The sequence below is a fragment of the Chryseobacterium takakiae genome, assembly GCF_900129385.1.
GTDB lineage: Bacteria > Bacteroidota > Bacteroidia > Flavobacteriales > Weeksellaceae > Chryseobacterium > Chryseobacterium takakiae.
Map to the genome: position 1 here is coordinate 405,008 of NZ_FQVO01000001.1, position 22,604 is coordinate 427,611.

Here is a 22,604-nt window from a genome sequence, read left to right on the forward strand (position 1 = left end):
CTACTGGATCAATCCCAAAATTTGAGGAGAAAAAAAATATTGATAATTTTGTATTATGCCTAATGAACAAGAATTACAAAGTTTTACTACCAAATTACCGTTGATGACTTTCCTTTGCGAGGAAAAGCCGCGTCCCTTTAGAAAAACAGTTAGTAAAATGTTCGTTCATAAAAAAAACACCAAGCAGTAGTTGGTGTTCTTATTTTTCTAAGTTATTGCACTCAGCTATGATAAGCCGGAATCTCACATCCTTGTTTGAGCTTAATTTATCATTTTAGTAGTTAATAATCATTGCTTCATCCTTATTATCAATAATAAGAACTTTTGAGTCTCTTATTGCATTTTGTTTTCTCAGGTTTTTCAACGCCGCTGCATCATAAAAAATCTGATCCAGATTAGCTAAAGGATCAAACAGTTTGCATTGTTCCTGTTTAGCATTTAAATCTTTAGAAACCGCATCAAAACCGTGAAGTATAATCTTTATTTTTTTGAAATTTGAACTAAACTTGCCTTCTGATTTGGAAAAACGAATAATCTTTTTTTGAGGATCAAATTCTATCCTCCTTTTATAGAAATCACCTTTTTCATAATCCAAAGTTTCGCCATCGTCTTCATAATATGAAAAAATATTAGTTTTATTACCATTATAAATATGTAACTGTAGCGTATCATTTGGTTTTTCCTTAGTCGATTGTGTCACATTTTGCAAAGGTATTATAGATGATGCTTTGGCGAATATTGGCAAATGATATGGGTCCAACTCCATCTGTTTTTCCTGATTGCCCTCGATTTTTTCATCGGTGAAAATATTATAGAAATGTCCTTCCGGAAAATAAATTTTCTTCTGCTTATCCTTTCCCATTACCGGTGCAATCAGAAATGCATCGCCAAACAAAAACTGATGCTGGTAATTGACATTATAAATATTAGAATCAAAGGGATAATCTACACACAACGCTTTGGAAATCGGCATTCCGTTCTGTGAAGTTTCATGGAATTTAGAATACAGATAAGGCATCATCTGATAACGGAAACCAATATACGACTGCGAAATCAGTTCATTATCTTCGCCGTAGCTCCACGGTTCATTGGCTGCAGCAAACTGTTCGCGGTGATTTCTGAGATAAGGTGAAAAAATGCCAACTTCTACCCAACGTCTGTACAACTCCTTATTGCCATCGCCAATATAGCCTCCCAAATCCGGTCCAACGAAAGGAATTCCCGACAGGCTCATCTGGTTATTGAGCAAAACACCCAAAAGTATATGTTCATCTTTGGCCTGATTATCTCCGCTCCAGACCGTAGCATAACGCTGAACGCCTGCAAAAGCGGAACGCGTCATTACAAACGGGCGCTTGTTGCCGCCATATTTTTTAAATGATTCGTAAGATGAACGCGCCATCAGAAAACCATAAAGGTTGTGCGATTCTGCAGTGTTGGATTTTCTTCCGTCATAATCAAAGACCACATTGTCCGGCATCATTTGTCCGTCGATAGCCGGCTCATTCATATCATTCCAATAACCGTTGATGCCCACATCCTGATAAATTTTCATCTGGTCTGCCCACCAGGTTCTGGCTTTGGGATAAGTAAAATCCGGAAAATAATTGGTATTGGGATAAATATCTGTTATATATTTTTCACCATCCTGATATTTCAGAAAGATGTCTTTTTTGATACCATCATTGTAAGCATCGTAAGTTGGGTCTATCTTGATACCAGGGTTTACGGACGCTGTGAGTTCAATTCCTTTTTGCCTGAGTGCAGATGCCATTTTTTTCATGTCCGGAAACTTTTTAGTATCAATTCGGAACGGCTCATATTCCACCAGATAATCTGCATCCAGGACAATCCCATCCAGCGGGATTTTTTTCTCCCGAAAGGTTTTCGCTATAAAGTTCACCTGGTCTTCATTATAATAGCTGCATCTTGACTGTTGGTAGCCAATACTCCATTTTGGCGGAAGCGGAATTCTACCTGTAATTGAGGTATAATTTTCTATGACCTTGGCCACAGAATCATCGTGAATAAAAAAATAATCCATATCGCCACCATCAAAACTTACCGACATAAACCGTTTATTGGATGCGCCAAAATTGAAAGTTCCCTTGAAACTATTATCATAATAAATCCCGTAAACCTTATCTTTCAAAATGCCTATGTAGAAAGGAACGCTGATGTACATCGGAATTCTCGGGTCGTCATATTTATAGAAATCGGTGTTCCAGGTAGTCACGATGGTTTTATTTCTGTCAAGATTTCCCAATGACTCGCCCATGCCGACGAAACGTTCGCCGAAATGTTTTTTGTAAACCGTTACCTTGTCTCCCTGAAACGTTGTTCCGAGGGCTTTTCCGTCCAAATCTTCATTAATAACTTCTCCTTTTGCATTTTTATAAGTTATTTTGAAATAAGGTTTTTTCTGGATTTCTGCTGTAATTTCTTTTGTGGTAAGCGAGATGGAAGTTCCATTATCTAAAATTTTGAAATCGGAAAAATCAGGAATTTTTTCATCAACCAAAGCGAACGAAAAATCTTCGATGTTTTTATTCTTTGACACCTGGATTCTAACCGTATTAGAATTATAAACTGATATTTTGAAAAAATGCTTTGCAGTACTGCCTTCCAGTCCGTGATTGGTCTTTTGATATTTCACAATTTCGCCAACAGATTCCTGTGCGGAATAGCTCTGACCAATGGTAATACTAAAGAAAAGTAATATGAGTTTAAAAGAATTCATAAACAATAATGATAATTTGTTTTAAAATAATTTCAATTGAATGTGCTTTTGATTAAATTTTTCATTGCCAGATTCAGTTCCCATTGGTTAGCAAGCGGAACATTACTGAACGGAAGACTTGGCAAATAAGGCGGGGGACCAAACTCGGTGAGAAATGTAAATTCTGTCTGATTTTCCTGCACATTCAATATTTCCCTCCACCAATTTAAGAATTTTTGTGTGGTAGTTTCCCATTCCGGCGCCATAAAATGATTGACCTGTGGTGCCTGAGCAAAACCTATTCTTGCATGGATATGTCGGATTCTCGGAAATATTTTCTCCAAAATAAAATCCTGTCCCATCAGTAAACTTTCCGAAACATTGCACCAATGGGACAAATCTGCCGTCAGTTCTATATCAGAATATTTTTTAAGATAATCCAATGTCCCGAGACTATGGAATGAAAACTTGCCGCGATGTGTTTCGTGCAGGATACGGATTCCGTGTTCCTTGGCAAGATTCTGAGCGCATTCTATAAACGCACAATTCTCATCAAAACTAAAAAAATCTGCACCGCTCTGCGCATTGATGAAATCGGGTTTAAAGGAAATCACCTGCTCCAGTCTTTCTCTGTAAAGCTTCAAATGTTGTTCAAAACCTTCATTTCTGTAATCCAAAACGACTTGGCCAACAAACGTAAAACTACGCTCTTTCCTGATACGTTCAAGTTCGTTCGAGAATTCAGAAATATATTGGGCGTCTTGCGGCATATTGATTTCTATTCCATCATAATCATTAGATAAGACAAAGTCTAAAAATGCTTTTGCAGACCAGGATTCGCTTCCCCATTGTGTAGCCAGAACTTTTATCTTCATTATTTCAACGCTTCATCTTTATCTTTTGACAGGAAATCTGTATGTTCTGATAAACCTTCCACTTTCCAGGTCATCATCGCTTCATCCGGAACGGCTTCCAAAGGCTTGATGCAGCTCAGATTGGGCTCATTATGGGGAACATTGGAAGCACGATTGTAGCAGGAAATCAGGCTCCATCTCGGGAAATCAGAAGTATTGGCTTCCGAACGATGCAATAAATTCGGGTGAAAAAACAAAGCATCTCCAGCTTTCAGCTCTACATAGATATGTTCCATTGATTCTAGCGCCAAATCAACATAATGCTGCGAAGCACCAACCTGCTCGCCGGAAAATCCGTGCTCTACCCTTCCCATTTTATGCGTTCCCTTGATTACCTGTAAGCAGCCATTATCTTTATTGGCATCCGTAATCGCCACCATTACGGAAATCATCTGGTTGGGAAACAGGAATTCATTTTTGTACCAATAGCCGTAATCCTGATGCCATTCCCACGCACCGCCAACTTTTGGTTCTTTCTGCATCAGCTTTGAATGGAAATGACAAACCGGCGCATCGCCTTCCAGCAGAGCATTGACGTTGTTTATCATTCTCTCCGATTTGGTCAGAAGTCCGTAAGCATCGTTACCTGGTGTATACCAAAGGCTGAGCTTTGTTTTTTTTCCAGTCTGGTCATTGAGGTCAAAGGCATTTTTTCGCATCACATCATCATTGACTGCAATGTGATGAAGTTTTTCAGTCTCTTGAGCATTCAGAAATTGATTGATGATAATAAATCCATCTCTGTGATATTGCTCTATCTGATTCTTATTCAAAGTGAAACGTCCCATAATTCTATATTTTTGGTAAAAACACCTTACTTTTTGATGACCGGACTTTTTGAGGTAAACCCGAGGCGTTTCAGTCCGGTTTGGATTTCCGGGATGTTCATAAACAATTTCCAGAAAAGTCCCGTTCTGTAGTTTTCTATCATCACAATGATCGGTCCCTGATCAATAGCAATGTAAGTATTGGATGACCAGTTTTTGCCCAGATGAAAACCATCATGGAAACCATATTCTCCCCAGATTTTTCCGCCTAATTCTTCATAGAAATAACGCATCGCCTGCATACTTTCCTTCGGTGTGAATGGCATTGATGAAATGGCTGCCGTTGGCTGTATCACGCCCAAATCAGTCGCAGGGCTGTGCGCCACATAACCTTTGTAACTATCTCCGGCAGTCAGTCCCCAGCATCTTTCGCTGTACCCGACGTGTTTTTTTGGATTTTCTATACAGTAAGCTCTGTTGATCAGCGTGTGATTTCTGGTCTGAAGTTCGTAGTCAATATTCAGACTATCTTTTAGTCCTCTTGGGTCAATGCCCTGAAACGTGTATTGTTCAAAGAAAAGCGGCCCGCCTTTATCTTCGCCATAATTCCCGAGTGGCAATTCGTAGCCATAATATTTTGTATTATTCTTGAATGTCGTTGCTCCAGCCCAAGAACCGTCGTAAGCTTCTTTCGGAATTGGATGCCATTTGGACGCAGCGCCCATTATGTAAGTTATTAATGCTTCGTTGTAGCCCCAAATAGGGAAATTCATATCAAATCCTTGTGTCGGTGACCAATGCCAATACAACTTCTTTTCATTATTGGTAAACCATTTCCAGTTGATGGCATCCCACATTTCGTTGACTCGTTTTTTCAGATAATTATCCTTTAAAGTATTCTGATTAAAATATTCTCTTGCGCATAAAAATCCCATCATCAGATATGAGGTCTCCACCAAGTCTGCGGCATCATCCAATCGGCCAAATGCAATGGTTTTTCCTGTATTTCCATCCATAAAGTGTGGAAAAGCCCCGTGAAAACGGTCTGCCTTTGTGAGGAAATCAGCAATCTGAATAATTCTGTCGAGACCAGCTTCCCTTGAAATCCACTTTCGCTCCACAGCGACAATCGTACTCATAATCCCAAAACCTGTTCCGCCGACCGCAATGGCATCCGGCCCGAAAGTTCCTGTACTAAGATTAGGCTCATCCCAAGCTTCATTGATGTAATCCCAATAATAGTTACATTTGACAGTATTGCTGCGCTCTCTTGCCATTCCTGAAACCGGATGACCATAATGCCAGAAAAATCTGAACGTTTGTTTCTGAACGGTTTCCATCAGCTCTTCGTCGGAAAGCCCTTTCTTGACACCTACTATAGGAATTTTCTCAGAAACATTAGCCTCATTTGGCTTTTGTGAATAGAATAATGATGAGCTTAGAATTAATACAAGAATGTTAAATTTTATTTTTGCCATAATACGGTTTTAGTCGTTAGATGATCAGAATTGGTTCCTATCATAATATCGAATTCGCCTTCTTCCCAATCGAAAATTAATTCTTCATTATAGAATTTCAGCAGTTCCTGGTTAATATCAAAGCTTACAGTCTGGCTTTCTCCTTTTTTTAGAAAAACAGTTTTGAAGCCCTTTAGTTCCTTAACAGGCCTAGTGATACTTGCCACTTTGTCCCGTATGTAAAGCTGAACCGTTTCCTCACCATCGTAATTCCCTGAATTGGTCACAGTAATGCTTGCTTTCAACGTTTCATTTCCTTTGAGTTGGGATTTTGAAAGATTCATTGAAGAATAGTTAAATTTTGTATAACTTAGTCCAAAGCCAAATGGAAATAAAGGGTCGTTTCTCTCGTCGAGATAATTGGATTTGTATTTTTCAAAACGATGGTCTGTAAATTCCAAAGGTCTTCCTGTATTTTTGTGGTTATAATAAATGGGAACCTGACCAAGTGATCGCGGAAAAGTCATTGTTAATTTCCCCGAAGGATTGACCACCCCAAACAAAACATCCGTAATGGCGTGTCCAGCTTCTGTTCCCGGAAACCAAACGTTAAGAATAGCATCTGGCAAATCTACCATATCAGAAAGGTCCAAAGGTCTTCCCGTAAATAAAATAACAATGATAGGCTTACCTAATTTCTTAATTTCTCTTAATAGTAACAATTGATTCTCAGGAAATTTAATGTCTGTTCTACTGGCAGATTCACCGGTCATTTCAGAAGCTTCTCCCAAAACCAGAACTATTTTATCCGCTTTTTTTGCAGTATCAATAGCTTCCTTCAAAAGTTTTTCCGGGGATTGCCTTGGATTTTCTTTGGTAAACTCTATGTAAGCGTTTTTTTCAAGATTGAGATTCTCTGTAAGATTGGCGCCTCTGGCAAACCAATAATTTTTGCTTTCCGGAAATTCTTTCAAAGCAGACTGTACTGTAACGGATTCCTTAAAATCAACAGCCACAGCCCAGGTTCCTGGCATATTGGCCTTGTCATCCAAAAGTGGTCCTATGAAAGCGATTTTATCAGATTTTTTCAATGGTAATATTTGTCTTTCATTTTTCATCAGCACAAAAGTCTGTGCCGCAACTTTTCTGGCAAATTGCCGATGCTCCGATGTGAGAATTTCTGACTTCGACCTTTTTTCATCAATATACCGGTAAGGGTCATCAAACAATCCAAGATTATACTTCATTTCCAGTATCCGTCTGCAAGCTTTGTTGATGTCTTCTTCTGATATTTTGCCTTCTTGTAATGATTTTTTCAATGTATTAAGATAATCTTCGCCTACCATATCCATATCGGTTCCGGCTTTCAATGCTCTGGCTGCAACCTGCTGACTGTTTCCAAGTCCGTGCGCAATGAGTTCTTTGATGGCAGTAAAGTCTGTCACTACAAATCCGTTAAAGCCCCATTGTTTTCTTAAAACATCTGTTAGTAGCCATTTGTTAGCCGTAGAAGGAACGCCATTAATATCATTAAAAGAGGTCATAACCGTAGCTACTCCTGCGTCAATGGCTGCCTTGTAAGGCGGAAAATAATCATTGTACATCCGGTGAAGACTCATATCAACCGTATTATAATCTCTTCCGGCTTCGGATGCGCCGTACAGCGCAAAATGCTTAACGCAGGCCAGTAAGGTGTTGTTTGAAGATAAATCACTTCCTTGATAGCCTTTCACAAAAGCCTCGGTAATTCTCGATGCAAGAAAAGGATCTTCTCCGGCTCCCTCAGCTACTCGACCCCAGCGAGGGTCTCTTCCGATATCTGCCATCGGCGAATAGGTCCAGGTTATTCCGTCCGCTGTAGCTTCCTTGGCTGAAATTGCTGCCGCTTGTTGTATCAATTCCGGTTTCCAGGAAGCTGAAAGTGCCAATGGAATTGGAAAACCTGTTTTGTATCCGTGGATTACATCTAATCCGAATATCAGAGGAATTCCTAATCTGGATTTTGAGACAGCAATCTCCTGAGTTTCTTTGATTCGGCTGAGACCAGTCATATTCAAAACGGCTCCCAGCTTGCCTTGCTTGATATAATTTTCTGCGTCGGAACTTACTGCTGCGCCAGTCTGGATATTGCCGGGAGGAGAGATAAGATTTAACTGACCGATTTTCTCCTCAATGGTCATTTTCTTCATCAGATTATCAATGAAAACATCTTTCTTACTTTGTCCAAAAGCTACAACAAAGCTGAGTGATAATAATAAAATGCTAATACGTTTCATTAATTTAGTATAATAAATGAGTAAAAACTATTATATAATTTAAAGTTTTGTGTTGATAAAATTATAGTAATATAAATCTCAAGACTGATACAATTATGTTACAAACTAATACTTTTATGTCAAAAAAAGCATAAATTAGCATTACATAATATGATTATATCTTAATATTGTATTTATATATCATTTGTAAATGGAAAATAGTAAAACTATTTCTGCAGTGCCGGCATTGGAGCATCTCACCAAGACGGAAAATGAATCGTTTGTTTACAGAAATTTCGAATATGATTTTTTTCCAACACCCTGGCATTATCATCCGGAATTTGAGATTGTTCTGGTAACTTCCAGCACGGGAAAACGTCATATTGGTAATCACGTTGGAGATTTTGGGCCCGGAAATCTATGTTTTATTGGCTGTAATATACCGCATACTTACAAAAGTGATGAAAAATACTACCATAAAAAAAAACAGCTTAAGGCCAAATCCATTGTTATTCATTTTTCGTTAGATACGTTTGGTGACTCTATCTACCTCCCCGAATTCAAACCTATTCTATCATTTCTGAAGAATTACAAAAGAGCTTTTGATATAACCGGCATAGAACAGGAAAAAATTTCTGATATAATGCGAAAAATGCAATATTATAAACCACTTAAAAGATGGTATGCTTTGGTACAGATCCTTGAGATTCTTTCAATGTCTGATAATTTAAATAATATTGTGCAAGATGAAATAGAAGGCTTTAACCCACTTGAATCCATGCGGCTTTTAAAAGTCTTTGAATTTGTAAAGGATAATTACCATAGGTCTATAAAAATAGCTTCCATATCAGCCTTGGTTCATATGACTGAAACATCTTTTTCCCGGTTTTTTATTCAGAGGACAAGACGCTCATTCACAGATTATCTGGTAGAATACCGCTTGTCAAAAGCACAGAAATTAATCTTAGAAACAGAAGAAAATATTGAAAACATAGCGATGAGAACTGGCTTTAATAATCTTTCAAATTTCAACAGGCACTTCAAAAAAAAATTTGGAGTTACACCCAGAAATTGTAGAACGGCAAAATTTAAGATCAATTAGAGATAATGGCTTTTTAAAGAATGAAAGTTGCCAAGTCAGCTTCCCCAATTGACTGCATTGTTGTCGATATTGATGAATTTTATACTTTTCTCTATTATATTTCAATAAAAATCTGATGTGCAACAACATCTATTCTATTTGTTTTCTTTTTTTCCTATTCGGATTGGCCATATTAAAACTTACTTGTACTGAATTTTTTGTTTCATTGTGGATCGGTTAACAGCTCAAAGTTAAAAATTTATGTAGCTTCAAGTATAAAATGGATTACTGTGATCAACTGTCTTGTAATGATCTTTTGTGCATTTTTTGTTTATATTTTTAAAATATAAAGCAATTTAGGGCATTTAATATCATCAATGTGATATTAAGGACGATTTAAAGCCAATATACAACAAAAGTGCTACAATTTCCTGTAGCACTTTTAATTAACCACCATCAATAAAAATCTTTAAGCAGATGAAGTTCTGTGTCACTGATTTCCCGGAATTACAATGCCGGATATTATTGATTTATAGTGTTGTAGAAGACATTTTATATTAAGATCCGTTTTGAAAAAATTGGTTTTTTTCAGCAGACTCTCATAATATTCAATACCTTTAAGGAGGTTTTCTTTAAAATTTTTCCATTTTTTAATCTGACCTGCTGTTACGTTTCCAGAAAATTCTTCGATCTCTTTTTTCAGATAGTCAACATACATTTTCATTTCGTTGATGAAAATATTTGGCCTGTTTTTATGTGAAATAACATTAGATCTACCATAAATATGCTTTACCATTTCCGAAAGCGAAACTTCCTTATCAAAATACGCCAGATTCGGACCGGGACAGATTACAACACCCTGCTGCTCACCTTTTATTTCAATATCGTTTTCTAGGTATGCGGCATTTACCAAACCAACACAAAGACATGATTTTTCAGTGATATTGTATCTTTTTTTATGATATATTTCGGAAGTTAACTCACTTTTTTGTGACTCAAGTTCCTCTAATTTTAGTTCCTGGTATTTTTTGGATGCCGTACAAATTCCTTCCGGTGAATATTCTTTGCTTAAAGCCAGCAGCTTTTTAGGACACGAACTTCCATATCTGCCTTTCAACTGTTTCTGACGTTTGATGATTTCATTGGAAGAATCTTTAACCGTGTTAAAAGGCACACCCAATGGAGACAGATTGCTGGTATAGAAATCCTGTTCTCCGGATTTTAAAAGCAGTTTTCTTGTTTCATCATCCACCGAGGTTGCTTCAGGAACAAGCAGGAAAGGCGATCCCCAACCGATACTGTCGACATTGTAAGTTTTTAACAGAAATTCATGTTCTTCAGCAGTTCCTACTCCACCCTGAACAGTAATTTTTAATTCTAAAGGCTGTAAGACAGGAGGTTTTCCTTTCTGCTCCAATGCTTTGTTCATTAAAATATGAGACGATTCAATAAGCTCATGTTTTTTACTTTTGAATTCTTCAAGAATAGGTCCTAGTAAGAGTCCTTCCGTGGCAAAGGCGTGCCCGCCGCAATTCAACCCGGATTCTATCCTGTATTCCGAAACCCAGAGTCCTTTTTTAGCCAAAAAATTTCCCTGGATCATCGCAGAACGGAAATCACTTACCTTCAGAATGATTTTCTTTTTAATATTACCCTTTTCATCAGGGTAGAAATCTTCAAATTCCTCAATATAACTGTAAAGTCTGGGATTCATTCCTGCCGAAAGCACCACAGATGAAGACAGCTTACTCTTTGCAAATCCACGTAATGAAGCATGTGCATCATTATAGATTACCGGTAACTGCTGTTTATTTTTAAAATTATCCTTATCCACTTTCGTCATGATATTGACATCAATATTTCCCGGAGAAAGATGTTTTTCAATGAAATTTTTAATGGAAGATGTGATTCCGTCTTTCTGGCTAAGAAAATGCTCCAGACCGGCTTTCAGTTCCGAAGTATTGGGAAGCATGTCTGCAAAACCGGCAAGTGCCATTCTGTTTTTCGATAGTTCCTCCTTAAAGGTTTCAAACTTTTCCGTCACAATATCATCCAGCATATTGAGATATGCGGTAATTCTCTTGGCACGGTAGTCCTCAACCCTTGTGGAAATACTTGCATAATTCAGGTTGAACCGGCTGCTGTAAAAATTTTTCATTTTTTCTATAATCTCATCATCAATTATAGAAACTACGGATGAAATTCCGTACTGCGCCACACGGACAGGGCTGTCTATGGTGTACGCCAATCCCATTACGGGAATATGGAAATTGTGTAAAGGTTTTTTTATCATTTTTATATTGATTAAAATAATGGCTTACCTCTAAATTCCCATCAACTTATTCACTGGACACAAAAATATCAGTTTTAAATTAATTATGCTTACAATAAGAGATTAATTTATATGTTTATGTCTAAAATCATCAGAATACAAAAAAAGTTTCGGGCAAATCAAAGATTTGCCCGAAACTTTTTATAACAAATTAAATTTAATTCTGATTTAATTTTCGTTGGATGGTTTTAATTTAAGAAACATAAAAGCCAGCCCTAATCCAAGTCCTGCCATTACTGCCAATCCTGTTTTTTTAGACGGAACAGGAAGCATGGTATCACCGTAAATTCGGTGTGGTTCCGGAGAAGGTTTCATAATGTTTCCTGAATCTGACGGAGCATTTTTCAGCTTCATCATCAGTCTCATCCCTGCAGATGCGGTATTGATAACGGGTTTTGGAAAAAGTTTATACACTCCGGTGAGGAGTCTGGAAGTAATATCCGGGAATAATTCTTTTTGAGGATACTTAGCAACTTCTACAAACTTGGCAGCAGTATCTCTGGGATCTGCAGCAAAGGGAGGAATTTTAAAATCCAGCCCTGAAAATTTAGCCGAATGCATATTTCCTGTAGAACGCTGAATCTGCGGATACAGATTGCATATGTGTACATTCGGGAAATCTGAAATTTCGCCGTGAAGACACTCCATCATTCCTCGGATTCCGAATTTGGTGGCAGAATACACCGCGCTGTAAGGAGCCGGCATAAACCCTCCTATTGATATATTGTTGATTAAAATTCCGTCTTCCTGTTTTTTAAATATGGGTAAAACACTATAAGCGCCATGCATATAACCGAAGAGATTGGTTTTAATAACCTGTTCGTTCAGCTCCATGGGAATTTCTTCAAACTTTCCGCTTGCCATTACTCCTGCGTTGTTGATCCATATATCTATTCTTCCGTTAAACTGTAATGCTTTATTAGCGAGATTCTGAACATCAGCAGCGATAGATACATCCGTAGGAACACCCAATGCGGCGACTCCCAAATCATGGCATAAAGAAACGGTTTCGTCCAGCGCATCTTTCCCTCGCGCTGCCACAACGATATTACAGCCTTCCAAAGCGAATGCTTCAGCTGCAGCTCTCCCTACTCCACTGCTTCCTCCGGTGATGACCACTGTTTTACCTTTAAGGCTTCCGTGAATTTCATTATTGGATTTCATTTTGTAATTGGTTTTGGTTAATTATCTATAAGTCACCTATTATTATGCCACACCGTCAAATGTTTATAATAAAAAATCCCGGAATTAACCGGGGATTCTTATTCGTCGAAAATTACTTTTCCGTTGAAAGGTTCACTCCAACAGATAAAAATTCGGTCATTATGCCTTCTGATTTCTGCCTGAAGGTTTTCATACTCGCCATCTTCTTTTTGTCTTTCAACAACCAAATCAGCGCCTTCACCGATATTTCCTTTGCGAAATTCCACCTGGTAAAGATCTGAACCTTCGTCTTTAACAAAATCTTCTTTTCTGAAATTTTTATGTGCCATACTATTATTTTTTATCAATATTGAATAAACCGTGCCAATAACAATCTAAAAGTGTTGATAAATATTAGATTTAAAATAAACCTTATTTTTTTCTTAAAAATCATAAATAATATTAAAAAAATACCACAGACGAATTTAGTGGCATAATATTTTAATATAGATTAATACTCATGTTTAATTTGAGTTTTCATGGTTATTAGTTTTTATCCTCAGATCTCTGAGGATTTTTTATTTGATTAAACTTTTTAATATTGATATGATAAAATTCGTTGGTATAATTTTTAAACTCTATTAAAATATAAAATAAAAGAGCAACTTATTTAAAGCTGCTCTTTATTATTTCCTGTCAGTTTGTGTTACTTAGATCGCATAAGCTCCTTTATTCTGGAATACATTGATTCCTTCAATTTTATTATTCTGAACATTATAAATCATTTCAACCGTAAAATGAGATATCTCATAAAGAACATATTTCAGAGTATTAATTGTTCTTTCGTTCATAATACGTCCTTCATTCATCACTAAGCTGAATTGATCCTGATTAGGCATATTTTTAAAATCGTAATAAGAAATATTCATAGTGGATGTTTTTAATACTTTGGTTATCAATACACAATTTCTTTGCCAAATTATGTTAATATTATTTATTTTTTCTAGTTTATGATTAAAACATCAAAAATATTTTCATTCATGCATATTCAGACTATAATTCGCGGATCAGCCTGAAAGTAAGATTGATTCGCGGCTTCATATTCTTTACCGATTTGGCAATACGATGCTCCCAGTTAACCTGCAAGTCGCCCTTCATAATCAACAACGAACCATGCTCTAGAGCAATACTGTACTTTTTATGGTGATCATTTACTTTTCTGAAATCAAAATTCCTTACCTGCCCCAAGCTTACAGAGGCAATAACCGGCCGATTTCCCAATTCGCTTTCCTTATCCCGATGCCATGCCACCGAATCATTCCCATCCCGATATAGATTAAGCAGTACCGAATTAAATTCATTCCCCGAAAATCTTTCGATTTTCTCTTTTAAATCAATTAATTCTAGTGACCATTCATTGACCTGAAAGTCGTTATTTCCCAAATGATATATTTTACTGCTATCGCCAAACCATGCCGTTAATCTTGGAGTAACCACCATTTTATCATACATTTTCTGGATATTTTGCTTCCAGGGTGTTGTAGTTATAAGTTGATCAAAAAGCTCTGAAGCTATCTGTTCCGTTAAAAAATCTCTTGTATATTCCAACAATTCTTCAGGAAATTCATAATATTCATCTGCTTCAAACAGGCTCAGCTGGCTCATTTTATTTCTCTTTTAAATCTTTATTAATTTGCTTTTCGGCATTTTTAGCCCGCTCTTCCTGCGCTTCTTTCTCTTTACGCTGCTGCCTTTTTGTTTTTTTCTCGGCCCTTCTCTCCTGGCGGATCACTTTATTAAGTTTCCTGTTGTATGCCGCATCCAGAATTCCCTGTCCTTTTTTACTGAAAATTTTGATTTTCGGATGTTCATGGGTTCCGGTAACCACTATAGGAAACCCGATCAGTCCGCCAGGAAGAATTCCTATTCTCACTCTGAGATCAAGAAGACCGTTAAAACTCGTCGTTCCGCTGATACTCGGTCTCAAAATAGAAACCCTGAATGTAAATTTATCAACATGGATCAGGTTATTTTTAATATGGGTTTCGATATTTACCCCTTTCATATCAGGATTATTAAAAGCTTTTGCACCGATATTGTCGCCTACCGCAGAAAGCATTTTTAGGTTTTTAACTTCCACGTCCCGAAGATTAACGATTCCGCCGCCTTCCAGAGAGGGATAAATTGGTGTCATATTCCGGTCAAAATCTCCTTTTAATTTATAATCGATAGAAACAATTCCTTTCACGTTTTTTGCTGCTGTTGCCATTTCACGCACCATGTCAATTTCTTTGTAAGCACGCTGTACATCAAAGTCTAAAACCTTTAATGCAACATCATAATTCGCAGTAAGCGGAGATTCGTCCTGATAACGGGCATCAATATTCATTTTGCTGCCGATAATATCGAAAGAAGTATTTTTCAGATATACCTGGCCTTTGTCAACAGAAGCCTGTCCTTTCAAATGATTTAAAGCCAATCCTTTAAATTCGACTTTTCGGATATTCGTCTGAAGGGAAACATCCAGATTTTTAGGAATAATCACGACCCCGCTGCTTTTAGGATTTTCTACTTTCGCATACTCCACTTCAATCGATTTTTTTGAATTATCACCATTTTTCAAAGCCATGAATTCATCAATAAGGACATAGTTGGAATTCAGGTTGAATTTACCGTGCAGCGTCCCTCTTCTTTCAATAAAATAATTGATTGTATTCAGCAGGTATCCGTTCAGCGAAAAATCTGATTTTCCATATGTCGCAAAAAACTTACTAAACCACATTTTTTCGTTTTCAAACCGGAAGTTTCCTTCTTTGATAAAAAAAGATTTCGGTAAAAATTCAGTGGTCGCTTTGATATTTTTTAAAATCAAATTACCCTTATTGTTAAGCTTACTGTACTGTCCGGTAGTTGCATAGCTTTGTCTTCCGTTCAGGAAAAGATCAGCCATAATCAGCCCACTCACATCAAAGCCTTTCTTCGCAAAAACACGATAAATCCTGCCTACATTTAAAACACCTTTTGCCTGGACTTTATATAAAACATCCTCAAAATTCTGCAGATCTGCATTTACAAAAACAGGATTGCCTTCAAAATCGAAACGAAAAGGATTAAGTTTTACACCAAGACTTTTGAAAGTGCCGTCTGTGTTGATAATATTGGCGACAATATTAATATTCTGAATAGGATTCGGGTAATATTTTGTTTTCAGCCAGCCGTTTTTAAGATTGAGATAACCATTTGTTTTTGGGAATAACTTCTTATCCAGACTGAAAATCCCGTTGGCTTTGATATTGGTATCCAGTAATCCGCGAAAATCAATATCTTTCAAACCTAACGCCTGATCCAGCGTCTGCAAATCCACGGCTCCTTTGATATTGGCATTTACCTGCATTTCATTTAAACCTTTTGTTTTGACAACTGCTTTAAAACTATTATTCGGTCCGAGATCAAAGCCAAGATTTTTAAGATCAATTGCCAATTGGTTGGTATCAAGCGAAGGAAGGTCAACATTCAGATCCATATTGAGATGATTCATTGGGACAGGCGCTTTTCTGTTGGAAACAAATCCGTCCCTTACGAGCAATCTTGCCTTAAGCCGCGGCTTAAGATTTTTCTGTTCGCTAAAACGCCCTTTCAGGTTGAAAAAAAGATCACTATTACCTTCAATTTTAGTATCTTTTGCCCAGTCAAGATATTGAGGAGGAAGGACAGAAATCATGTCACGAATAGTTGTCTTCTCCGAAGCAGCTTTTACATCAAGATTATAACCGTCTTTCAGAATGCTTAAAAAGCCGGTAAACTTTAATGGCAGATCATTAATTCGTAATTCGTTTTTTCTCAGTACAAAAGTCAACGCATTCGTGTTGATCCTTGTAATAAGATCCGCATGCAGAGTTTTTTGTTTGGCATAGTAAATTCTATTAAGGCTGAAATCAAGTTTATTGATATCCAGATCAGTTTCAAGATCGAAAATATCTTCACTTAATCCTCCGCGGCCTGTGTAATTAAGCCCTTTCGCATCCACCAAAACTCTGGCTGCATGGTCTCTGTAGGTGATATTCCAGTTTTTAAGTTTGATAAGATCTAGTTTTATTGATGTTCCGGAACCTGTTGTATCTTTCGGTTTTTTGGAAGGTTTTGAAACATAAACATTATAGTTGGCTTCTCCTTTACTATTGACAAAGACATTTCCGTAGGCATCTGTAACGTAAATTTCATCAATTTTGACTTGCTGGTCAAAGATCAGGTTTTTAAGATTGATTCCTACTGCAACTTCGCGCGCAGCAAGTAAGGTGTCCTGCTGAAAAGGCTTTGATCCTTTCAGTAAAAAATCATCTACCGAAACGGTAAGCGAAGGAAAATGCCTGAAAAACGTCAGGTGTGTTTTTCTGTAATCCAGCTTTCCGGCAAGATGCTGGTTGGCAAATATTTTTACCTGCTCCGAAATGGTTCCCGGAAATAATATAGGGATGATAAACATTAAAAAAAGAATGGATGCTATCGAAATACCCATCCACTTCAGAATCTTTAGAATTATTCTTTTAAACCTTTCCATCTGCCTTCAATTTTGAGTTTAATAAATTACACTTATCTAAAATCAAGCCATTGCTATTGAATTTATTCTACCATAAATCCAAAAAAGTTTAGTTATTAAATAAAAATATCTGTAATGGCATAATTTATTCATTAGCCACAAAACAAAAAATTTTGATATGAACTTTAACGAAGCAAAAGAACATAAAAAGGAATCACTGAAAAATGCCGACGAATCTGTTCTGAATCTTTTTCACGTAGTGATCACCCCTGCAAATACAGACGAAAGCGCAAAATTTATTGAAGATTTCCTGAAATCACCGGAATCTTTTGATGATGAAAGCTGTAAGGAATACTGTTCCGATGGCAATTATGAAGTCGTAAGTTTTAAAAAGGAAACTGCTGAATAATCGAAAAGACATTATTCGGATGAAAGAATTTCTTCCAGCTGAACAATAAATCCTGCCTGTGCGGGATTTATTTTTTGTTTTGCTTCTTCTGAAGAAAACCATTCCCAACGGTCGACTTCAGGGATTTCTATGGTTCTCCCTGATTTCGGCGGCCAGTTGATTGTGATTATATTGCTTATTAATCCGGATATTTCAACATCCTGTTCCAACGCCCATGCGAAAACTTTCTTGCCTGCTTTTTGTGTGATCGGCATCAGTTCAATAAAATTTCCGTCCACCGCTTTTCCAGTTTCTTCCAGAAACTCAATTTTTGCGCGGTCCAGTAAACTTTCACCTTCGGCTGCTTCACCTTTGGGAATCGACCAAACTCCCAAATCTTTATTCTTCCAGAACGGTCCGCCCGGGTGAACCAGAAAATAAAAAGTATGTTCTTTTAATCTTTTGAACAATAAAATTCCAGCGCTTATTTTCATTATAAATTACCAGCTATTAAGTCCGTTTTCCAGAGCTTTCCTATATTTTCTCTTATCGAAAGAGTATAAGTCCGGTGCTTTGTGAGCCCCTACTTTTCTTTGTTCATCAAGTTTTTTAAGGATTCCCATATTTTTAATCTTCCGGTAAAAATTTCCTCTGTTGAGTTCTTTTCCGAAGATTACTTCATACAGTTTCTGCAATTCCGAAAGTGTAAATTTTTCAGGTAAAAGATTATATCCTATCGGTTTATGTGAAATTTTTTCTCTTAGTGTCAACAGCGCTTTTTCAATAATATCTCTATGATCCATTGCCAGTTCGATTTCCGGAAGCTTGCTCAGATAAACCCATTCACAGGTTTCACTGTATTCATCAGCTATAAGCTTAAATCGGTCCGGATTATAGAGTGCATAATAGCCTACCGTGACAAATCTCTGCTTATGAAAAAGCGTTTCATCAAAATCTTCAAAATAAAACTCGCTTCTGTTCTTTTTACCGAAAACACCAAATTCTTCAAGATATACTCCTGTGATTCCGACTCTTTCCTGTAAAATACGCACAACAGCTTCATCAAGATCTTCATCTTTTCGAACATATCCTCCCGGTAAAAGCCACTGTTTTCTATAATTCATTTTGAGAAGAAGAACCTTGAGTTCATTTTGATCAAAACCGAAAATGACAGGATCGGCGGAAAGGTGAGGTAAGAAAATTTCTTTCATCTCGTCCGACTTATGTAGAAATTGTTGTATGGAATCCATTGAAAAGGGGAAGTTTTATCTAACAAATCTAATTAAAAAAATCCGATAACTCTTATAATCCGTAAATGCAATCTGCCGCTGAAAAATGTATCTATTAAAAAAAAGAATTTTCATGATAAGTTTAATGTCTCAAATTAAGATTTTATCTTTAAAATAGGTATCTTTAACGACTTTTTAAATAAATGAATGTTATGATCAATGATGTAAAGGCCAAAAGCAGGAATTATACCGTTCCTCTGATTACCATCACCCTCTTATTTTTCATGTGGGGATTCATTACGTGTATGAATGATATCCTTATCCCTTACTTGAAGCAGCTGTTTAGTTTAACGTTTTTCGAATCAATGCTGGTGCAGTTCTGTTTCTTCGGGGCTTATTTTATCGGTTCGCTGATTTACTTTTTAATCTCAACCACGCAGGGCGACCCGATTGATAAAGTGGGCTATAAAAAAGGAATCCTTTTCGGAATCTTTCTTGCGGCTTTAGGCTGTGTCCTTTTTTATCCTGCAGCAAGCTTTGCCTCTTACGGATTATTTTTAGGGGCACTATTTATTTTAGGATTAGGATTTACCGTTCTGCAAATCACCGCAAATGCCTATGTTTCTTTGCTCGGACCGGAAGAATCTGCATCCAGCAGACTGAATATGACGCAGGCTTTCAATGCTTTCGGAACAACAATTGCACCGGTATTGGGCGGACATTTGATTTTCGAATTGTTTTCTGCTCCCGATGGCTCTTTCTCTGCCGCAGCAACGAAAATTCCTTATCTGATCTTCGCAGGAATTCTCTTATTGGTAGCTTTATTAATTTCAAGAGTAAAGCTTCCAGACTTTCAGGTAAAAGGGGAAGAAATTGTAAAAGGTTTCGGCGCTTTGCAGCATAATCATCTGAAATTCGGTGTTCTGGCGATGTTCTGTTATGTGGGGGGAGAAGTAGCTGTAGGAAGCTTCATCATCAGCTTCCTGGAACAGCCACAAGTCATGAACTTATCTGAAGTGGTAAGTAAAAACTACCTTTCCTTATATTGGGGCGGCGCCATGATCGGACGTTTCCTCGGAGCTATATCCCTAAATCAGTCTATTAGCCAGGGCAAAAAAGCCATGTATATGTTGGGAGCTGCAGCGGCTGTATTTTTGGTGATCTTTAGCATAGTAGATCTTACTTTTGCACAGATCAGCTTTTTCCTGGTATTTATTGCACTAAATTTTATCGCATTCTTTATCGGAAAAGCAGCTCCGGCAAGAACCCTATCTATCTTTGCAGCAGTGAATGTTATTCTGTTAATTTCTGCTATGTTAAATCATGGTGAAATGGCGATGTACAGCATTCTGGGAATCGGGATTTTTAATTCCATCATGTTTTCGAATATTTATACACTGGCTATTTCAGGATTGGGTAAGTATACCAGTCAGGGTTCATCATTAGTGGTAATGGCTATTCTGGGAGGAGCAATCGTTCCGATATTCCAGGGATATCTGGCTGATGTTTTCGGAGTGCAGCATTCTTTTATTATTCCGGTATTTTGTTATGTGGTGATCCTTATTTTCGGGGCTTACTGCACGAAATACCTGGGTCATGTGAAGCAGGATACAGACGCGAAATCAGGACATTAGAATTTGATTTTTTTTATATATTGAAACCTGCCGTTGTGCAGGTTTTATTTTTTGAAACTTGATACTCTATTTTGATTTTTTCGGCGCGGCAGCTTCGCTGCCGCGCCGAAAAAAAGATACCGTTCCTATGGGCTGGAATTTAATCATGAACATACATCCGGAATTTGTTGAAGATTTCGTCTCCCGTAATTTTTGACTAAGACTTCGGTAAACATTGTAGTATGGCAAATCATTTCTTTTGTAGTTCAAAAAACCTAACAGGTTTTGAAAACCTGTTAGGTTTAAGATACATTTGAAGCAGGCTTCGGAGACAAAGCCGTATGTTAGAATTTGATTTTCTTATATAATGGAAACCCGCCTTTACATTTAATAAAAACTATATCGAAACTATTTTTGTTTTGGTATTGTAAATAATTACGTCTTCAGGATTTTTTCCTGTTTTGGATAAACCTTCAACGTGAATAATTTTAAAATTCTGTGGTTTATAAATTTTTACTTCATTTGCCTTTTCATCAACAATTACCTTTTCAGCATTTTCAAAACTAATACTCTTTGATGATAAAGAAACGTTTCCTGTAAAGACGGTTATCTTTTCTTTTAAATTTCTTTTGGAGTTGTCGCCTTTAAAATTCAACGTATCATCATTTGACTTTTGCTGAGAAAAGATTAAATGAGAACACAATACCAGAAGAAATGTGCTCAATAATTTTAAATTTTTCATTTTATAAATTTTATATGATCTAAAGCTATAAAAAAAGAATATATAAAACCACCGCCTTAAAAAATAACTTATTTTAATAGATTCCACCTCCGCTGAAACGAGCGCCAAAGTAAATATTATGCAGTAGCGAGATTATGCACAGTCTTACGAATCATCATACGGAAAAGCATTTCCCGAGGGAAATGCTTAAACACATGTAAAACTAATATAATATTTATTGTTTAAAAAGCTGAAATCTAATTTTAATGAAATGACTATTATGCTTCCACTTCAACCATGGATGCGCTTTCAGGCTTTTTAAACCATTGAAAAAGAAAAATATTCCAAAGAATTAATTCATACCCGTAAACGGTATCTTCAACGGGAATGGTTAACATTCTGATTCCCATAAATTCATCGGGATTGTAGTTAACAATAGGAGATTCCAGTCCGGTGCCTGTCAATATTCCATTGACCATAAGAAATCCCGGCATAAGAAGAAGGTATACAAAAGATACTTTGCCGATCCATCTTACTTTCAATAAAAATTTTAAAATAAAAAGGCTGCATGCAGTTGAAAGAAAAGTAATAAAAGTATAAATCTTCTCCCTGAACCAGAACGCAATGCACAAAGCAAGGATAATGCTTATGATTACAAAAATTTTCTCGGGCAGCGGCTTCCAGTCGAGTTTAAAAAATTTATCCAGGCAGAAATAAGTAAACAGGCAGGCAAAAGGAATGCAGATAAAGAAAAGCAGCTCTTCCAGGGGAAGCCCGGCAAAACGGATTCCCAAAAGGTAGCGATCATTGAACCACCATACTCCTATTTTTGTAAACCAAGCATCCCATATCACAAAAACCGCTCCTACAATGAGTGAAGCTGACAAAAATGCACCGAAATACCTGTTGAATTTTATCTTATGATGAAAAGAAAAAATAAAACAGATAATTACCGTAAAAAAATTAATAAGAAGGTAGGTGTATTGCTGCATTTATTTATTTTTATTGAAATACATTTTAAAATATTTTACCGGAACCCAAAGAAAACCGAAACATTCTCCTTTTTCTTTTCCTGTATGTTTGTGGTGCTGCTTGTGCGCTCTTCTGATAGCAAGCAAATATGGATTTTGAGTATCGCGTAATAATTTTATCCGCTGATGAATGAAAATATCATGGACGAAAAAATAAGCCATTCCGTACAGGGCAATGCCTATCGCTATATAAAACCAATGGTTGAATCCCTGAACGGTTCCGTAATACATCAAAAGAATAGTTGGAACAGCGAAGATCACGAAAAAGTAATCGTTTTTTTCCATATGGCCTTCATTGCTGTGGTCATGATGGTCTTTGTGCAAAGACCAAAGCAATCCGTGCATAATGTATTTGTGTGTGAGCCAGGTTATTCCTTCCATCACAAAAAAAGTTGCTACTACAATGAGAAAATTCAT

19 protein-coding genes are annotated in these 22,604 nt (G+C 36.9%); 3 read left to right on the plus strand and 16 right to left on the minus strand.

The features are described 5' to 3' along the window. Positions 1-274 precede the first annotated feature (274 nt). From BUA76_RS01915 to bglX, 5 genes are read right to left on the minus strand one after another with little or no spacing between them, the layout of a single operon-like run. Positions 275-2,740, minus strand: coding sequence for a glycoside hydrolase family 31 protein (locus BUA76_RS01915; RefSeq protein WP_072883131.1), 2,466 nt, complete (start codon positions 2,738-2,740; stop codon positions 275-277). Positions 2,741-2,772: 32 nt separating this feature from the next. Continuing rightward, positions 2,773-3,594 (minus strand): sugar phosphate isomerase/epimerase family protein, encoded by an 822-nt coding sequence (locus BUA76_RS01920; RefSeq protein WP_072883132.1) that lies wholly within the window; start codon positions 3,592-3,594, stop codon positions 2,773-2,775. Then, positions 3,594-4,421: a phytanoyl-CoA dioxygenase family protein gene (locus tag BUA76_RS01925; protein WP_072883133.1), complete on the minus strand. Its 828-nt coding sequence runs from the start codon at positions 4,419-4,421 to the stop codon at positions 3,594-3,596. The genes BUA76_RS01920 and BUA76_RS01925 overlap by 1 nt, the downstream gene beginning before the upstream one ends. A 26-nt stretch (positions 4,422-4,447) precedes the next feature. Next, on the minus strand, positions 4,448-5,878 hold the full coding sequence (locus tag BUA76_RS01930) for a glucoamylase family protein (RefSeq protein ID WP_083573129.1): 1,431 nt from the start codon (positions 5,876-5,878) through the stop codon (positions 4,448-4,450). Beyond that, positions 5,866-8,133 (minus strand): beta-glucosidase BglX, encoded by a 2,268-nt coding sequence (bglX, locus tag BUA76_RS01935; protein ID WP_072883134.1) that lies wholly within the window; start codon positions 8,131-8,133, stop codon positions 5,866-5,868. The genes BUA76_RS01930 and bglX overlap by 13 nt, the downstream gene beginning before the upstream one ends. Positions 8,134-8,323: 190 nt before the next feature. On the opposite strand from bglX, the gene BUA76_RS01940 reads away from it, so the two are divergent. After that, positions 8,324-9,214 (plus strand): AraC family transcriptional regulator, encoded by an 891-nt coding sequence (locus BUA76_RS01940; RefSeq protein ID WP_072883135.1) that lies wholly within the window; start codon positions 8,324-8,326, stop codon positions 9,212-9,214. 469 nt (positions 9,215-9,683) lie between these two features. On the opposite strand, the gene BUA76_RS01945 is transcribed toward BUA76_RS01940, so the two are convergent. The 6 genes from BUA76_RS01945 to BUA76_RS01970 all read right to left on the minus strand — a co-directional run bounded on the left by BUA76_RS01945 (position 9,684) and on the right by BUA76_RS01970 (position 17,226). Then, positions 9,684-11,486, minus strand: coding sequence for a hypothetical protein (locus BUA76_RS01945; RefSeq protein ID WP_072883136.1), 1,803 nt, complete (start codon positions 11,484-11,486; stop codon positions 9,684-9,686). A 207-nt stretch (positions 11,487-11,693) separates the two neighbouring features. Further along, positions 11,694-12,689, minus strand: coding sequence for an SDR family oxidoreductase (locus tag BUA76_RS01950; RefSeq protein WP_072883137.1), 996 nt, complete (start codon positions 12,687-12,689; stop codon positions 11,694-11,696). Positions 12,690-12,787: 98 nt separating this feature from the next. Beyond that, complete coding sequence (locus tag BUA76_RS01955; RefSeq protein WP_072883138.1) at positions 12,788-13,018, minus strand: hypothetical protein; 231 nt, start codon at positions 13,016-13,018, stop codon at positions 12,788-12,790. A 360-nt stretch (positions 13,019-13,378) separates the two neighbouring features. Further along, on the minus strand, positions 13,379-13,597 hold the full coding sequence (locus BUA76_RS01960) for a hypothetical protein (protein WP_072883139.1): 219 nt from the start codon (positions 13,595-13,597) through the stop codon (positions 13,379-13,381). 124 nt (positions 13,598-13,721) lie between these two features. Beyond that, positions 13,722-14,333 carry an alpha-ketoglutarate-dependent dioxygenase AlkB family protein gene (locus BUA76_RS01965; protein WP_072883140.1) on the minus strand — a complete coding sequence of 204 codons (612 nt, stop codon included), beginning with the start codon at positions 14,331-14,333 and terminating at the stop codon, positions 13,722-13,724. A gap of 1 nt (position 14,334) precedes the next feature. After that, positions 14,335-17,226, minus strand: a complete 2,892-nt coding sequence (locus tag BUA76_RS01970) for an AsmA-like C-terminal region-containing protein (RefSeq protein ID WP_072883141.1) — start codon at positions 17,224-17,226, stop codon at positions 14,335-14,337. A 157-nt stretch (positions 17,227-17,383) separates the two neighbouring features. On the opposite strand from BUA76_RS01970, the gene BUA76_RS01975 reads away from it, so the two are divergent. Continuing rightward, positions 17,384-17,614, plus strand: coding sequence for a hypothetical protein (locus BUA76_RS01975; protein ID WP_072883142.1), 231 nt, complete (start codon positions 17,384-17,386; stop codon positions 17,612-17,614). A gap of 11 nt (positions 17,615-17,625) precedes the next feature. On the opposite strand, the gene BUA76_RS01980 is transcribed toward BUA76_RS01975, so the two are convergent. Further along, positions 17,626-18,087, minus strand: a complete 462-nt coding sequence (locus tag BUA76_RS01980; RefSeq protein ID WP_072883143.1) for an NUDIX hydrolase — start codon at positions 18,085-18,087, stop codon at positions 17,626-17,628. Positions 18,088-18,093: 6 nt separating this feature from the next. Further along, positions 18,094-18,843 (minus strand): NUDIX hydrolase, encoded by a 750-nt coding sequence (locus BUA76_RS01985; RefSeq protein WP_072883144.1) that lies wholly within the window; start codon positions 18,841-18,843, stop codon positions 18,094-18,096. Positions 18,844-19,025: 182 nt separating this feature from the next. Between BUA76_RS01985 and BUA76_RS01990 the strand changes: the two genes are divergently transcribed. Further along, positions 19,026-20,456, plus strand: coding sequence for a sugar MFS transporter (locus BUA76_RS01990; RefSeq protein ID WP_083573130.1), 1,431 nt, complete (start codon positions 19,026-19,028; stop codon positions 20,454-20,456). A 376-nt stretch (positions 20,457-20,832) separates the two neighbouring features. Here BUA76_RS01990 and BUA76_RS01995 read toward each other — a convergent pair whose 3' ends face one another. The 3 genes from BUA76_RS01995 to BUA76_RS02005 form a co-directional block, all read right to left on the minus strand. Beyond that, positions 20,833-21,177 (minus strand): hypothetical protein, encoded by a 345-nt coding sequence (locus tag BUA76_RS01995; protein ID WP_072883145.1) that lies wholly within the window; start codon positions 21,175-21,177, stop codon positions 20,833-20,835. A 257-nt stretch (positions 21,178-21,434) separates the two neighbouring features. After that, positions 21,435-22,148: a lycopene cyclase domain-containing protein gene (locus BUA76_RS02000; RefSeq protein ID WP_072883146.1), complete on the minus strand. Its 714-nt coding sequence runs from the start codon at positions 22,146-22,148 to the stop codon at positions 21,435-21,437. Beyond that, on the minus strand, positions 22,149-22,604 hold the full coding sequence (locus BUA76_RS02005) for a sterol desaturase family protein (RefSeq protein ID WP_072883147.1): 456 nt from the start codon (positions 22,602-22,604) through the stop codon (positions 22,149-22,151).

Coding starts and splice junctions, on each gene's coding strand:
- BUA76_RS01915 (WP_072883131.1), bottom strand. CDS start 2,740: ATGAATTCTTTTAAACTCATATTACTTTTCTTTAGTATTACCATTGGT.
- BUA76_RS01920 (WP_072883132.1), bottom strand. CDS start 3,594: ATGAAGATAAAAGTTCTGGCTACACAATGGGGAAGCGAATCCTGGTCT.
- BUA76_RS01925 (WP_072883133.1), bottom strand. CDS start 4,421: ATGGGACGTTTCACTTTGAATAAGAATCAGATAGAGCAATATCACAGA.
- BUA76_RS01930 (WP_083573129.1), bottom strand. CDS start 5,878: ATGGCAAAAATAAAATTTAACATTCTTGTATTAATTCTAAGCTCATCA.
- bglX (WP_072883134.1), bottom strand. CDS start 8,133: ATGAAACGTATTAGCATTTTATTATTATCACTCAGCTTTGTTGTAGCT.
- BUA76_RS01940 (WP_072883135.1), top strand. CDS start 8,324: ATGGAAAATAGTAAAACTATTTCTGCAGTGCCGGCATTGGAGCATCTC.
- BUA76_RS01945 (WP_072883136.1), bottom strand. CDS start 11,486: ATGATAAAAAAACCTTTACACAATTTCCATATTCCCGTAATGGGATTG.
- BUA76_RS01950 (WP_072883137.1), bottom strand. CDS start 12,689: ATGAAATCCAATAATGAAATTCACGGAAGCCTTAAAGGTAAAACAGTG.
- BUA76_RS01955 (WP_072883138.1), bottom strand. CDS start 13,018: ATGGCACATAAAAATTTCAGAAAAGAAGATTTTGTTAAAGACGAAGGT.
- BUA76_RS01960 (WP_072883139.1), bottom strand. CDS start 13,597: ATGAATATTTCTTATTACGATTTTAAAAATATGCCTAATCAGGATCAA.
- BUA76_RS01965 (WP_072883140.1), bottom strand. CDS start 14,333: ATGAGCCAGCTGAGCCTGTTTGAAGCAGATGAATATTATGAATTTCCT.
- BUA76_RS01970 (WP_072883141.1), bottom strand. CDS start 17,226: ATGGAAAGGTTTAAAAGAATAATTCTAAAGATTCTGAAGTGGATGGGT.
- BUA76_RS01975 (WP_072883142.1), top strand. CDS start 17,384: ATGAACTTTAACGAAGCAAAAGAACATAAAAAGGAATCACTGAAAAAT.
- BUA76_RS01980 (WP_072883143.1), bottom strand. CDS start 18,087: ATGAAAATAAGCGCTGGAATTTTATTGTTCAAAAGATTAAAAGAACAT.
- BUA76_RS01985 (WP_072883144.1), bottom strand. CDS start 18,843: ATGGATTCCATACAACAATTTCTACATAAGTCGGACGAGATGAAAGAA.
- BUA76_RS01990 (WP_083573130.1), top strand. CDS start 19,026: ATGAATGTTATGATCAATGATGTAAAGGCCAAAAGCAGGAATTATACC.
- BUA76_RS01995 (WP_072883145.1), bottom strand. CDS start 21,177: ATGAAAAATTTAAAATTATTGAGCACATTTCTTCTGGTATTGTGTTCT.
- BUA76_RS02000 (WP_072883146.1), bottom strand. CDS start 22,148: ATGCAGCAATACACCTACCTTCTTATTAATTTTTTTACGGTAATTATC.
- BUA76_RS02005 (WP_072883147.1), bottom strand. CDS start 22,604: ATGAATTTTCTCATTGTAGTAGCAACTTTTTTTGTGATGGAAGGAATA.